Annotated in this window: 9 protein-coding genes and 1 pseudogene; 8 read left to right on the forward strand and 2 right to left on the reverse strand. The window is 52.2% G+C overall.

Features of this window, described 5'->3' with window-relative positions; genetic code table 11:
• The first annotated feature begins 104 nt into the window (after window positions 1-104).
• The 5 genes and pseudogenes from GR198_RS20485 (at window position 105) to GR198_RS20500 (ending at window position 5,261) form a co-directional block, all read left to right on the forward strand.
• A complete protein-coding gene (locus GR198_RS20485; RefSeq protein ID WP_164069474.1) occupies window positions 105-611 on the forward strand; it encodes a cupin domain-containing protein in 507 nt (168 codons plus the stop codon).
• 245 nt (window positions 612-856) lie between these two features.
• Window positions 857-1,804 carry a glutathione synthase gene (gene gshB / locus GR198_RS20490; protein ID WP_164069475.1) on the forward strand — a complete coding sequence of 316 codons (948 nt, stop codon included), beginning with the start codon at window positions 857-859 and terminating at the stop codon, window positions 1,802-1,804.
• Window positions 1,805-1,979: 175 nt separating this feature from the next.
• Window positions 1,980-2,081, forward strand: a pseudogene (locus tag GR198_RS36365) (ATP-binding protein); the annotation flags it as partial.
• 47 nt (window positions 2,082-2,128) lie between these two features.
• Complete coding sequence (locus tag GR198_RS20495) at window positions 2,129-3,793, forward strand: recombinase family protein (RefSeq protein ID WP_164069476.1); 1,665 nt, start codon at window positions 2,129-2,131, stop codon at window positions 3,791-3,793.
• A 250-nt stretch (window positions 3,794-4,043) separates the two neighbouring features.
• Window positions 4,044-5,261: a hypothetical protein gene (locus GR198_RS20500; protein ID WP_164069477.1), complete on the forward strand. Its 1,218-nt coding sequence runs from the start codon at window positions 4,044-4,046 to the stop codon at window positions 5,259-5,261.
• A 682-nt stretch (window positions 5,262-5,943) separates the two neighbouring features.
• Here GR198_RS20500 and GR198_RS20505 read toward each other — a convergent pair.
• Window positions 5,944-6,633, reverse strand: coding sequence for a hypothetical protein (locus tag GR198_RS20505; RefSeq protein WP_164069478.1), 690 nt, complete (start codon window positions 6,631-6,633; stop codon window positions 5,944-5,946).
• Window positions 6,634-7,056: 423 nt separating this feature from the next.
• On the opposite strand from GR198_RS20505, the gene GR198_RS20510 reads away from it, so the two are divergent.
• Window positions 7,057-8,076 carry a hypothetical protein gene (locus GR198_RS20510; RefSeq protein WP_164069479.1) on the forward strand — a complete coding sequence of 340 codons (1,020 nt, stop codon included), beginning with the start codon at window positions 7,057-7,059 and terminating at the stop codon, window positions 8,074-8,076.
• On the forward strand, window positions 8,073-8,699 hold the full coding sequence (locus GR198_RS20515; RefSeq protein WP_164069480.1) for a GTP pyrophosphokinase: 627 nt from the start codon (window positions 8,073-8,075) through the stop codon (window positions 8,697-8,699). Before GR198_RS20510 ends, GR198_RS20515 begins: the two co-directional genes overlap by 4 nt.
• Before the next feature lie 218 nt (window positions 8,700-8,917).
• Here the strand turns inward: GR198_RS20515 and GR198_RS20520 are convergent, their stop codons facing one another.
• A complete protein-coding gene (locus GR198_RS20520) occupies window positions 8,918-9,580 on the reverse strand; it encodes a recombinase family protein (protein ID WP_164069481.1) in 663 nt (220 codons plus the stop codon).
• Between the two features lie 958 nt (window positions 9,581-10,538).
• Between GR198_RS20520 and GR198_RS20525 the strand changes: the two genes are divergently transcribed.
• The gene (locus GR198_RS20525; protein ID WP_164069482.1) at window positions 10,539-13,817 is read left to right on the forward strand and encodes a hypothetical protein; all 3,279 of its coding nucleotides are present in this window, start codon (window positions 10,539-10,541) and stop codon (window positions 13,815-13,817) included.
• Window positions 13,818-13,835: the final 18 nt, after the last annotated feature.

Genomic DNA, 13,835 nt, shown 5'->3' on the forward strand with positions numbered 1-13,835 from the left:
CCATCGGATTTCCGGATCGTTAAACTTTTAGTCCCCGCTTGAACCAGGTCCTTACGACTCTCTGCTATGCCGTCTCGGTAGGGGTAACAATTGGGGGTTGTTTCATGGCCTGGAAGCTGATGCTTGCAAGTGCGGTCGCCATGGCCGCGCGCTCGGTGCCGTATGCTGCCGTGGCGAAGCCGGCCGGAAAATCCTTCGTCGCGCATGCGAGCGATCTGCTGCCGCTGAAATCCACGCCGATCAATCCGGACTGGATCGTCAGCGGCAATCCGCAGGCCCGCACCGCCGAACATTCGCGCGGCCATGACGAGGCTTCGCTGACGGCGATCTGGGATTGTACGGCCGGCGAATTCCGCTGGCATTTCGGCTGGGACGAGACCGTGATGATCCTCGAAGGCGAGGTCCATATCACCGCCGAGGACGGCACCGAACGAACCCTGTGCGCCGGCGACGTCGCCTTTTTCGCCGGTGGAACCTGGGCGAGCTGGCGGGTCGACAATTACGTCCGCAAGGTCGCCTTCCTGCGCAAGCCCTTCCCGAAGCCCTTGGCGATCGCCTACCGCCTCCGCAACATGCTGCGCAACAGCGGCAACCAGGGCATCGCCGCCTGATTTTCGCCGCCCATTCCAAGTGATAGTGCGTCCTTAGCGCGTCCTATTGGACGCGCGGCGCTAGCGCATAACCCCGAAAATCGGAATCGGTTTTCGGAAAGGATTATGCGCCGATTTAAAGGGACAGAGCGTCCTTGGCGCGTCCTAGTGGACGCGCGCGCTCTGGCGACTGGAAGCCCTTGATTGCCCGTTGCGTTTGATATCCGGCCGACCTACATCTGTCCGGCATTCAGCGAGGGATGGAAATGACCAAGATCACCAATGTAGCGGTCCAGATGGACCATGTCGCAGGCATCAATATCGCAGGCGATTCCACCTTCGCCATGAGCCTGGAGGCGCAGGCGCGCGGTTACAAGCTCTTCCATTACACCCCCGACCGCCTGAGCTTCCGCGACGGCAGGCTCTATGCCAGCCTCGAGCCGATGGTGCTGCGCGACGTCAAGGCCGATCACTACGAGCTTGGCGCGCCGGAGCGCGTCGATCTCGCGACCATGGACGTCGTGCTGCTGCGCCAGGACCCGCCCTTCGACATGGCCTATATCACCTCGACGCATCTGCTCGAGCGCATCCATCCGAAGACGCTCGTCGTCAACGATCCGGCCTGGGTGCGCAATTCGCCGGAAAAAATCTTCGTCACCGAATTCTCCGACCTGATGCCGAAGACGCTGATCACCAAGGATGCCGCCGAGATCCGCCGCTTCCGCGACGAGATGGGCGATATCATCCTGAAGCCGCTCTACGGCAACGGCGGCGCCGGCGTCTTCCATTCGACCCGCGACGACCGCAACCTCTCTTCGCTGCTGGAAATGTTCGGCCAGCTTTTCCGCGAGCCCTTCATCGCCCAGCAATATCTGCCCGACGTGCGCAAGGGCGACAAACGCATCATCCTGGTCGACGGCGAATTCGCCGGCGCCATCAACCGCGTTCCGGCCGAACACGACAGCCGCTCCAACATGCATGTCGGCGGCCGCGCCGAAGCCACCGAACTGACGCCGCGCGAACAGGAAATCTGCGCCCGCATCGGCCCGGCGCTGAGGGAACGCGGCTTCCTGCTCGTCGGCATCGATGTGATCGGCGATTACATGACCGAGATCAACGTCACCTCTCCCACCGGCATCCGCGAGGTCAAGAAATTCGGCGGCGCCGATATAGCAGCCCTGCTTTGGGATGCGATCGAGCGCAAGCGCGGCTGAGCCAGCCGGCCATGACCGTTTTGGTCCCGCGACCGAGCACAACCAAGGTCACAGCGGATGCCTGACTATGTTCTTTGATTGTTCTTGTTTTATTCCAGCTTCCATGCCAGATTGCAACCGCTGGCCCTGAACGGCCGGGGGCGGTATAAGAGTTTGCGAGACAAGGGATGGGCATATGGTCGCGCGTGTCAGTACGGTGGCATTTCAGGGCATTGAGGGCGTGCCGGTCGAGGTCCAGGTCATGGTCGCTCCCGGCAAGGTCGGGATGCAGATGTTGAGGTGGATTAATTTATGAGGTAATCTGACGTTCTTCGGGGAGCGTCTATGAAACCAAAAGCTTATTCTTACATCCGGATGTCTACTGATGTTCAGCTTAGGGGCGATAGTCTACGTCGACAGAGTGAAGAATCGCGTCGCTATGCTGATGACAATGATCTTGATTTAGTTGAGGATTTTCGGCTCGAAGATATCGGCGTTTCCGCGTTTCACGGGAAAAATGTTGCGCAAGGTGCGTTAGGAAAATTTCTCGTCCTTTGCGAACAGCAAATAATCCAAGCTGGATCCTATCTTATCGTCGAATCGTTAGATCGAATAAGCCGGCAAAATCCTCAAGCGGCGACGACCCTGTTCTTGCAGATCCTAGGGGCTGGAATAAACATCGTTACTCTTACGGACCGGCATGTTTATCGAGCTGGAAGCTCTGACTTCACCGATATCATTGTGTCCGTTGTCATCATGAGCCGAGCTTATGAGGAATCTCGCACGAAGAGCTTACGGGTTGGCGCTGCCTGGGAAAACAAGCGGCGAAACATTCACGACAAGAAACTGACGCAGGTAGCTCCCATCTGGCTTAGGCTGTCGGCCGATCGGACCGCGTTTGAAACGGTCCCAGAGCGAGTTGCTGTTCTTCGCTGGATATTTGACGAAGCTGATCAGGGTAAGGGCTCGCTGCAAATTTCGAGGGTGCTCAATCAGCGGGGAGTTCCAACCTTTGCTCCATCAAAGGGTTGGTATGAATCGTACGTCAGCAAGGTCCTAACTAACCGGGCGGTGCTCGGGGAATTTCAACCGCATCGTTACATCGACGGCAAACGAGTGCGCTCAGGCGAGCCAATCCCGAACTACTTCCCTGCGATCGTCGCTCGCGAGCAATTTGAGAGAATTCAGGTTGGAAGGGCTGTGCGACGCCTGAGAGGCGCAGGCAGGAAGGGTCAAAACAACATCAATCTCTTTCAAGGAGTTGCAACTTGTGGATACTGCAACGCCAGAATGATGATTGTTAACAAGGGTGCTGGCCCGAAGGGTGGCGTGTATTTGCGTTGCGATCGCGCTCGACGTAGCGCTGATTGCAGCGCGAGCGGTTGGCCGCTTGACCACTTTGAGGGCGCATTTCTCTGGTTCGTTGAAGAGCTAGATATCGCTGCTATCGTTCAGGGCGCTTCAAGCGAGGAAACAAGAAAAGCGCTGGAGGGGCAATCTGCAACTATATCGGCGGATCTTGAAACGCAAAAGAAAATGCGAGAGCGGGCGTTTGACCTACTTGGAGAGCCTACGTCTGCTACGGCGTTCGTTAGAGGCAAGATAGACGACGCATCAATGAAAATCGATGAGCTTGAAAGGAAGTTGGCCTCTATCAAAGAAGCGACAATGATTGCAGCTGCGAGTCAAAAACGCCCTCTAGAAGAGGTGAGGCTGATGATCAAAGAGATTGGTGGCTGGCAAACTGCGGACGGTGATAGCCGCAGCCGTGTTGCTGATTGGATAAAACGGAACGTCAAAGAACTCTTGCTTTTCACGGATGGTTTGGATCAGTCAGATCAGGTCGCAGCGGATGCTAAACTGCGCCAATTCTCGGTAGCTCTGGCAGGCGGGGAGTTCCGGACCGTTCAAATAAACGGCGATGATCCGACCGTGGCATCTTATTCTGTTCACGCCAATGACGATCGGTGGGTGCTCACTCAAGATGGCGAGCATTTGGTCCATCATTGAATTGCTTAAGTGCCAGCTAAAACCCGATCACTAGGGCGAACTTGGTATCTGCCTAGCAGAGGCAGGCAACGATCGCCCGGCTTTGCTCGATGCAGTCCGTCTAGGAGATCGGTCGAAGCTACTTCAGCAATCGATCGATCGAAATATAAAGACACAATTTTTCGGTGTGTAACTGGCCTCGGCGAATATTCATGAATGCAAGATTAGTCAGTCGGCTTTAAGGTGTACCGTGTATGGGGGAGACACTTAGATGCACGACTTGCTCAAAGCTATTTGCGACGAACTGGATGTTGTCAGTCAAAAGGTGGGAGAGATTTCGACGGAGGAGCGCACCTTTGCAGTTACAACTGCGTGGCATTTACCGGCGGTCAGCTATCGGCAACTTTCATATCTGCCTTTTGATATCGCCCGCGCAATTAGGGGCGCCAGTCTCGATGAGTTGAACGAAGACGAGACGGATCAGTGCAAAGACGTGCTTGCTAGCTTAAAGGACGTTCGCGAGCAGATGCTTCCCAACTTTTCGAGCAGCCCTTCCGCGGCGGTTCAGGGGTTCATCGGGACAATGTCCTACATTGAAATTACTGTAGCACCGATGCTCGGCTGGCGCAGCGCAGATTCCAATAGGCTTCCTAATCAGCTTGTGCGCCGGATGAACAAGATTTCTCGTGAAATTGATCAAATGGCTCCAGACAAAGAAGCGCTCGCAATGCATATCCAAACCCTACTAGCGGCAAGGGAGGCTGCTGACCGACTTCCAACTGATATGCAAGAACTTAGGGCCACCCAAGCCGAAGTCCGGCAGATAGCGACAAATTCGGCCGAGTTTTCTGGCCGCATACAGGAAAACCTTAAGGGTGCTGTTGCGGCAAGGGAACTGCTGGATGAGATGTCCTTGGAAGCCGCAAGCCTTGTGAAGCAAGCGACCGAGACTTATGGTTTGACAACTTCAATCGCGCTTGCGTCGTCATTCGATGATCGGGCTAGGAAACTCAGCAAATCCGTTACGGTGTGGGTTTCGGTTTTAGCAGCAACACTGACGCTGATTTTGGTAATCGCTTGGCTAAGGCTGTCAGCCATGCAACACCTATTTTCTCAACCTACCTTCGATGCTCCTCGCATCTGGATTCAACTTGCTATTTCAGCGTTTAGCGTTGGCGCTCCCATTTGGTTTGCCTGGATTAGCACCAAGCAAATTGCTCAACGTTTTCGGCTAGCTGAGGATTATTCTTTCAAAGCGTCTGTCGCAACGGCCTATGAGGGATATCGTCGCGAGGCGAGGCGCGTCGATCCCGAGTTTGAGAAAGCGTTGTTTGCATCAGCCCTCGCTCGACTTGATGAAGCGCCGTTGCGTTTGATGGAGCTTAAAACTCCAGGCAGCCCGCTCCATGAAATGGCTGAATCATCGGCAGCCAAGACTATTTTGAAATCCTTGGCTAATCGCATTTCGAGCTCTGCCAAAACAGCATGACGATGGCAGGTTGTTTGGCACAGCGAACGCGGTGACAATCGGTGCCAGTTTTTGACGTTAAGGTCTGCCCAGTTCCGGTGCGATTCCCGAGAGCGGAGTCTTGGTGTCGGGGTGCCGACCGAAAGAGATGTATACTCGGATCTGAGGATAAAATCCTTTTCGCCAATTGCGAGGGCGTGAATCGTCGCGCGGTAGCTTGTTCATCCACAACTTACGCTATGCCGTAAGCTATCTCTTACTCTCCCGTTATGGACCGTAGTTACCGAATATACTATATCGTTAATGTAAACTCACGGATACCCGCCGAACTGTCAATCGACACATCCAACAGGAGCGCTTTGGCGAAGGCGCAGAGGGCATCCTTGTGAGTCAGCTCCAACTGATGCCTACGACGATCGAAGAAGCGTCAGGCGCAATCCAAGCGAATGCTCTGTATTCGATCGTGGACACTCAGTTCTACTTGTGGTCACGGCTTCCGTACCTTCAGCACTGTTAGGAGAGGCGCAAGTTCACCATCTTGAAAAGGCGATGGCCCCAGAGGGAGTGCTGCGATCGCGGATCCGGCCGTCAGTTTCGACAAGCGCATCTTCGAAAAGAGCGATGTTCAGGATGCGGAGTTTGACGAGTTCAATCTGCTTCGCCACAGCAACGGCTGGCTCGAATATCCAAGCCGACCGCTGGGCTATTTGCCGAGAAGGTCGAGCCTGATCAACCTGATTGTTTCTCGATAGCGGTCAAGAAAGTTTTTAAAATTCGTACCGTCACTAAGGAAATCGCCAAAGGCCTCCCGTTCCAGGAAAAAGTCCAAAGAATCGGCTAAGCGCTCATCTTTTAAAGACCTGTACTCCTTGAGCATATTATCGAAGAAACCCTTCATGTTAATAACATTCTCCTGAATGTCGCCCGCATACGTGAGTGACTGCTTCCCTGTCTCCACGTCATGCCACACCCGCGAAAGCTTCTCCTTGATGACGACAAAATCCTCCATCATCCCTCGATATAGCTTTTCACGCTGGCCAGAGGGAGCGTTCAGGAATTTCTCCCGCCAGGCCGTGGCCTCATATCGCGCATTTATGAATCCGGCGATGATTTCCTTTCGAAACTGGTCCCTCGCGGTTTCCATCTGCCGCTGCTCCTGAACGCTGTCAAATAGGATCTTCAGAAATCCGGCGATGATGCCGCCGCCCAAGCCGACAGACGCCATCTGGAGAACCTGCTTGGACACTTCCATCCAAAAAAGCACTTCGGGGGCGTCCTTGTTCGGGAAAGTAGCAATGCGGCAGTGCGCAATGTAAAGGGTAGTCAGTGCCACGAGGAGGATGAATAGGATCAGCGCGATCACTATGGCAGGGCGCTTGAGCATGTCGTACATCGAATGTCTGCCCCTTTATCAGGATATGTGAGCACATCCCGGGGCAATTACAGGGCAACAATCAAGCACGATTTCAACCATGTCACTTTGAGCTTTTAGATAGGCACCAGCGGCTATCTTAGCCTGACGCTGTAGCGTTAGAGCGACCACCCGCCGAAATAGTCTACCGGTGTTTGAAGATTGTTTTTCGCAGGAATTTTCCGTGGAATCTTGGGAAGACGCTCATCCGCCAGCAGTCTTGCGAGGGCGCAAAATATTGCGGCAAAGATCAATGTGCTGATTGTTCAACTGTTCCGGCCATGCCAGATCGATAAGCCAGCACCGGTACTATAGCGACCACGCGGTAACCCGAAAACGTGTGGTGCTTGATCTTTAAAATTGTACAAACTCTGCTACACAAGGCACTGGTTGGGGAGAGAACGCGTGCCGATAGAACATATCCATACATACTTAGTGCATCCAAACAAGGGTGTTGACGGCGCAGTCGCGGTCGTGGGTAGCGAAGTTCCTCACGTCGGTGACATGTTCGCTTTGATGAAGTTGGTCTACGAAAAGGCCGACACCGAATGCACGATCGGCATCGCTTTTAACAAAGATCAAAATGGTGCGCAGGTGAACGACTGTCGCACCATACTTCTCGATTACGCTAAAGCACCATCGGTCGGGACCGGCCGCATTCTTGCGGAGCGACTTTCGGGTGTCACCACGAAGCGATCTGGACTTGGTTTGTTGTTTCTGCTTTGCGGCAAGGAAGGCCTAAAGCACAAACTGGTGCTTTCACGGTTTCGGGCAAACAACGGCGTGCTCGTCAGCGAAGGTAAGGACATGCTGACAGTCGAGTTCATCGACCGAGTGTTCATGAAAAATGCCCACTCGTATAAGGCCGTGGTGTATCAAGATCAGTCCTTGCTCGGTGGGTTCTGGGATGGCATGGCGGTCGACAAGCAGATCAATAGTCAGGACTTGGAATCATCGGATTATTGGGTGAAGGAATTTCTGAGCTCAGCTTTCAAGACTAGCCCGGCGTCCGGGACCCGACGACTAGCTCTTGCGCTTAAGCAGGCAATCAAGGATTCGACACAGCTCGAGGTAAAAAAGCAGATCAGCGCAGCGGTGACGTTAGCCGACGGATTGAATGGTCAACCTTTCAACGTAAATGAATTCTGTGATCGGTTCGGTTTTACACCGGAGGCCAAGGCTGCTGTCGTGAAAGCTATGGGGCGCAACGATCTTGCAGCGGACAACTTCCAATTCGACACTGCTGAATTCACGAAGCAACTGCCGTACCGGACCGTCGAACTGGACTCAGGTGCTATGCTGACCGCACATTCCGCCGAATTCGACGACGTATTCGATCAGGAGGAGATTGGAGACGGAGAGGGGAAGATCCGTTTCAGCACCATCGGAACGGTCGTCGGCGAGAAACTTGAAAAGATCAGATGAACCAGCTTGAGATCGACTATCGCGTGCGGCATGCCCAGGCGCTGGCTCCCATTGCCGGAAAGCTCTCGACCTACCTGCATGATCTCATGCAAGGTGAGGTCCGGATTGATCGCATATCGACGCGTCCAAAGTCGGTGGAGCGTTTTATGGCAAAAGCGGCGAAGCTTAAGGATGGTAAGCTAAAGTACGATGATCCGCTGTATCAAATCCAAGACCAGATTGGTGCACGTATCGTCACATTCTATACCGATGATGTCGCCCGGATATCGGCCGTTGCGCTGAAATACCTACACGCGATTGAAACGCAGGACATCCTGCCCGACAACGAGTGGGAATTCGGGTACTTTGGGCAACACCATATCTTGATGCTGCCGGCCGACGTTGTCGATCCCGAAATTGACAAAGATGTGGTGCCCAAATTCTTCGAGCTTCAGATCAAGACTTTATTCCAACATGCGTGGTCGGAAGCAAATCACGACCTAGGTTACAAACCGGGAGCGCTGCCGCTAAAGCCGGATCAGCTCCGACAACTCGCCTACACTTCGGCGCAGGCGTGGGGCGCAGATCGCGTTTTTAATGAGTTGTTCCAGGCCCGCGAGGCATCGGGAGTCGTCGGTAAATAAGCCGGAGTGCCACATTGAGTATTGCTGCTCGAAAGATTCTACTCGGAGATCTCCAACACTTTGATCGGGCTGAGGGGTCCACAACGCCTGATGTCGTTCGCAATCTGTTGTCTGAAAATGTCGCATCATGGAGGGCGAGCACCAACTGAAAGAAACACCCTAACAACAAATCAACCATCGGCGTGGAAGGATGATCAGGTATCGCGACGATCTTTACGCTAGTCTGAAATCGCAATTATTTTAACAGCCGAAGCCTGCTTGATGTGGGTTACCAAATTCTTCACTGTTTGAGCATGAAAATTAGAACCAAACGCTGTGGTTACGCCCTTACCATTCAGATATTTCGCGATGGCTGAGTAAGACATTTCATCCCAAGCCCTCGGCAGAATGGGTTCTAATTCCGTCGCGTTTCGAATTGCTCGATTCCGATTTTGCTCGGCAAGGCGTTTGCCATTGGCACCAAGCTGTACCCCGCGCTGCTTCGCCTGAACTAAGGCAGCTTTTGTTCTAGCTGAGATCAGCCGGCGTTCCTCCTGTGCTAATGCTGCGAAAATATGGAGTTGAAATTCCGTGGCCGTGGGCATGTCAGCCACGACGATACCGACGTCACTTTCCATCATTCGAGAAATGAAGCTTACTTTGCGCGAAAATCGATCCAACTTGGCAATTACTAATTTCGCGTTGCTTCTGCGAGCCGTTTTGATGGCGTTTGCCAACTGAACGCGATCATCCCGCTTTCCGGATATCGTTTCGACAAACTCAGCGACAAGCTCGTCATTGGCCTGTAGGAAGTTCACGATTGCTTCTTTTTGGGCAGCCAAGCCAAGTCCGGAGCGCTGCTGCTTGGATGTCGAAACGCGATAATAGGCGACGTATTTCATGGGTCTCCGTCAAACATAAACGTTGGTTTATGTTTGACGGATCCAGCCGATCTCTGTTCGGGTCAACAATTTGAGCCAACTTAACGACAAATGCGGCTGCATGAACAAGAACCTCATCGAGAACAAAATTTCGTCCTTTCCGGATGTCGACCGAGACTTCTTCAACTGACGGAACGAGCAGATGACTATTCCCCTTCGTGGCATGGCAGCACTCCACCGGTCTCGATGAAAGACGACATGGAAGACGCACCGTGCGACCTACCGGGCCAGTTCGTCACGACGCGCAACGACGCGATCATATCTATCGACCGGGAGTGGATGGAGGAGAGCACCTATCTCGCCGGTGGATCATCTGGACGAAGATGGCAATCTCAACAGCCTGGCGTGCGGGTGGGATCCTCTTTTCCAAAATCCTCATGATCCGCGCGCCGCGAGAAATAAATTAGCGATCTGTTTGTCACACCGGAGACCCCAGATATCACAGCGGTCACTTTTCGGTTGATGTCTGAAAATACTCTATCGAATCTGCAATCTGACTCTGCCCCCAGGGATCTTCTTTGGCGACAGTCTGGGTCCGAGGTTTCGAGGCCGAGCAGCATATTCTCCATTACTTGATCGATAAAGCCGCCAGGATCCTGCATTACCAAAAAGAGACTGACCGATGTTTGAACGGGCTCCGACTATATTTACGCGACGCATAGAAACTTATATGATTGCCACCTAAGGTTTATGGGGGCGGCAGAAAAACATGTACCGAGAGCTTTTGTTCGTAAGCAGCTTAATTCCACTCTTATCCTTGGCTTCGTTCGCATCCGGAAAGGATGTACCCCTATCGTGCTTTGGCCCTTCTGACTTCCCCACCCCAATTGACGATGGCCTCCTCTCTCTCGATCATGGTCAACTCATACTTGCAACCGACAATGCGGTGACGCTATTTAGGCAGGAACCGCGCCCCCAGATGGATGTCTTTGATTGGCCCGACGAAATCAAACACGTCGTTAAGACCTCTAACGGAGTGATCGTGGTTTCAGACGCCACGGTGGTCGAATTTGATCATGCGGGAAATCGCACCGAAATAGCCTCACTAAAAGAAATAGAAAAGGCCGCATTGGGAAAAGAAGATGTCGGTGATCTACCCGGTTTCGACGACGCAGGATTTCTCAAAAATGAGACATTACTTATTACAAATAACGGAAGAGTTTACGCTGTAAGAATATCTGACAGAAAGACAGCATATCTTGGGAAGGCGATGCTAGATGATATTTTTTTGTTGCATGAAGGTAATTCAAAAAACATAGCTGTACTGAGTTTTTCTACGGAAGGAAACGCGCATTTATTCGACGTTGAGAACATGAAAATTGTTGATCTTCCGGAGAATGTTGTACGACCAACAGATTTTTTCGTCCTCGGGGATAGAGTTTTTTTCCAATATACTAATGATCTCGGAGGGGGCGTCGGTGTCTATGATAGGCTCAACGGTCAGATAACTGTCATCAGCGCGCCCAGAGTTGCCGAACCTGTTGTAGGGCTTATAGATGACCAAAATATCGTCTACGCTCCATCCTCGGGGGCAAGGTCCGTGAACGTCATCTCACTGAAAAATAAATCGGTAACGGTTTCCGACGGTTCTTACGGGACCATGGCAACCACTGATGATCCTCGCCTTTGGTACCTCGGTTTTGCTGACGCTATATTCCGATGGGATCAGACAACCAGTCAAATCAAACCTATCGAGGGCTTACCAACGAAGGGAATTCAACTTTTTCGGTCGACCCAAAATGGGAGGATTTTAGTTGCTTCGGATTCGGGTGTTTTCCTAGCTAATATCAAGGAAGGGAAAGCAAAACGTCTTTCCGATGCCCCAGGGATTTCCGTTGTTCAAGAGGCCGGTAACGGCACTTGGATACTTGGTTCTGACGCGAGCATATTCATCTTTGACGCAAACGACGAAACAATCTCCACACTACCTCACGACGCAGGCCGCGTCGTCTCGGTCGTTATGTCGTCGCCAAATGTTGGATTTGCGATTGGCGAACTTGGATTGGTCCGTTTCTCGGTCCGAGAAAAAACCCTCGCGACTTTTCTAACTAAGAGCCAAATCCCGCTTGAAGTAGACGACCTTAAGCTGGCTGACGACAATGTATTCTCGACGAAAATCGGAAATTTATCTTATGTAATCGTCGGAAATAAAGGTGTATTTCACAATATACTTGTTCCGAAAGGGCAAACTCTACAACATATGGGACGAATATACAATGGAAATTACCATATAAGCGCTTCAAACGGTCTTTATATTCTTGATCCAAAAACGCTAACCATGGAGCATATTAGGGAGACTGGGTTGTCAGTGTTATCAGACATCAATGTATTCTCCACCTCCGATCATGAGTATATCATCTATAATCACGGTTTAATTAGGAGGGTCGTTTTGAGTCGGCCCTTAGAGGATCCGATATTAGCAAATAGAGGCAATATCGAACGACTGCCTCCCCAAGACGTACCTGTACAGGTGCGCTGGCGTTTTAAACATCCTTGCGTGAGAGGGCTTTCGTCATTCGACCTATTGCTAAAGGTATTCAATGATAAAGGAGATGAACCTTTTGAGGCGCCTCTTCGGCTCGAGAAATTTGGCGATGACAAGGGCACTTGGATAAGTGCAACGGCCAATGCTAAATTTGATACGCCGGGCACCTGGAGGGTGGAACTGGTAGGTGAGGTTGAGGGCGGTGAAGAGCTGCTCGCCTCAGAAGAGGTGAGAATTTCTTTTAGTTGGTGGGATCTTCTCGCTAGATGGTGGAAGATTATAGCTTTTATTCTTGTCGCCCTATACGTTATTACGTTCGTGGCAATATTCTACTTGGCACACTATCGCTCTTGGGCGCTTCGAGTTTTAACGGACCCCGTCTGGGCCAAATTAGCTGTATGGCCCTTCTTTGCGCTCAGGCATTTGCGATTTGCGCAACAGTGGGTTTTCGCGCCGTATTTTAACAATATCCGGAAGTTGAAGGCATCAGATGCCCCGAGCTACCTTCAGGTTGCGGCAACTGGGCTGGATAAAGAGATAAGAGATGCATCTGAGTTGATTGAGCGGCTGGCTAGTAAACGGTTAGTTTGGCTGCATGGCGGCCCGGGAATGGGTAAGAGTTTGATTTTCCGTATTTGGACCCATCGTTACTTTAGTGAACAAAAGAACTTCGTAGCGGCGGTTAAGTCGTTTGGGTTCATCTTAATCCCAATTCTGATGCGAGACTATGCGGACGTCCCCGAGAAGGCCGACCAACGTTCCGAGTGGTTCGTTGAGATCGTTAAGCGTCAACTGATCGCTTATGACCTTAGAATTGAAGACATTGGCCTGCTTAAGGCAATGCTTTCGTCAGGCCGGTTCGCGCTCGCCCTTGATGGTTTAAATGAGGCCGATAGAGACGGGGCACTGGCTGAATTTGTGGCCGCCTATCCGCGCGTGAAGATCATTGCGACTTGCCAATCGCTGCCCACGGCCGACTTCGAACTCTGGTCACTCCCAAAGAATATTTCGGTGCTGACACAGGGATTACTTCAACTCTGGCTAGGAGAGAGAGAGGGCGATCGCATTTATCGCAATCTCGGCGAGAAAAAGGGTTTGGATTACCTCATGTCCGGATACGACGTGCGGTTGATTGCAGATCTGGCGTCTAAATCGACAGACATGGCTATTAATATTGCCTCACGTATCGATCTCTACCGCTCGGTGTTGAAGCTGGCAACGGATGACTCCGGTGAACCGATGGATTTAAGCGCGTTGAAGCGAACGGCTTGGGAGATGTTGCTTGATGGCCGCCGACAATTTTCTGTCGGTGAGCGACAGACTCTGGGCGAGATGGAGGTCGAGCGCCTCTGCGCGGATGGCATTCGCATACTACGGCGACTTGGAGACCGGTTCGAGTTTCGGCATGACCAGATGCGATCGTTCCTTGCGAGCTTGCAGCTGGTAGAAGAAAACCCCAACATTGATGCGGTAATTGCGCGTCTCGAAAAGAGCGAAGTATGGAGTTGCAATCGTAGGGACCAAGAAGAGATTTGGCGGTTTGTGGCCGACCTCATTGCTCCATCTGATCTCGCAGTTCTTTGGCGAGCCATGCTTTCGGACCCGGCCCGCGCTTGGGCGCAAACTGCCCTACTTTTTCGCGCGCAGAACGACGGAATCGTTCTAGCTGTTTCGACGTCAGCCGGCTCTCGGAAGAAAGCTCAATTGACATAATGTTGAATCCATTTATCC

This window comes from Rhizobium leguminosarum (genome assembly GCF_010668065.1).
Classification (GTDB): domain Bacteria; phylum Pseudomonadota; class Alphaproteobacteria; order Rhizobiales; family Rhizobiaceae; genus Rhizobium; species Rhizobium leguminosarum_S.

What these genes read in the sequence shown, in the direction of transcription:
- GR198_RS20515 (WP_164069480.1), top strand. Translation starts at nt 8,073, where the DNA reads ATGAACCAGCTTGAGATCGACTATCGCGTGCGGCATGCCCAGGCGCTG.
- gshB (WP_164069475.1), top strand. Translation starts at nt 857, where the DNA reads ATGACCAAGATCACCAATGTAGCGGTCCAGATGGACCATGTCGCAGGC.
- GR198_RS20495 (WP_164069476.1), top strand. Translation starts at nt 2,129, where the DNA reads ATGAAACCAAAAGCTTATTCTTACATCCGGATGTCTACTGATGTTCAG.
- GR198_RS20485 (WP_164069474.1), top strand. Translation starts at nt 105, where the DNA reads ATGGCCTGGAAGCTGATGCTTGCAAGTGCGGTCGCCATGGCCGCGCGC.
- GR198_RS20520 (WP_164069481.1), bottom strand. Translation starts at nt 9,580, where the DNA reads ATGAAATACGTCGCCTATTATCGCGTTTCGACATCCAAGCAGCAGCGC.
- GR198_RS20525 (WP_164069482.1), top strand. Translation starts at nt 10,539, where the DNA reads ATGGATGTCTTTGATTGGCCCGACGAAATCAAACACGTCGTTAAGACC.
- GR198_RS20500 (WP_164069477.1), top strand. Translation starts at nt 4,044, where the DNA reads ATGCACGACTTGCTCAAAGCTATTTGCGACGAACTGGATGTTGTCAGT.
- GR198_RS20505 (WP_164069478.1), bottom strand. Translation starts at nt 6,633, where the DNA reads ATGTACGACATGCTCAAGCGCCCTGCCATAGTGATCGCGCTGATCCTA.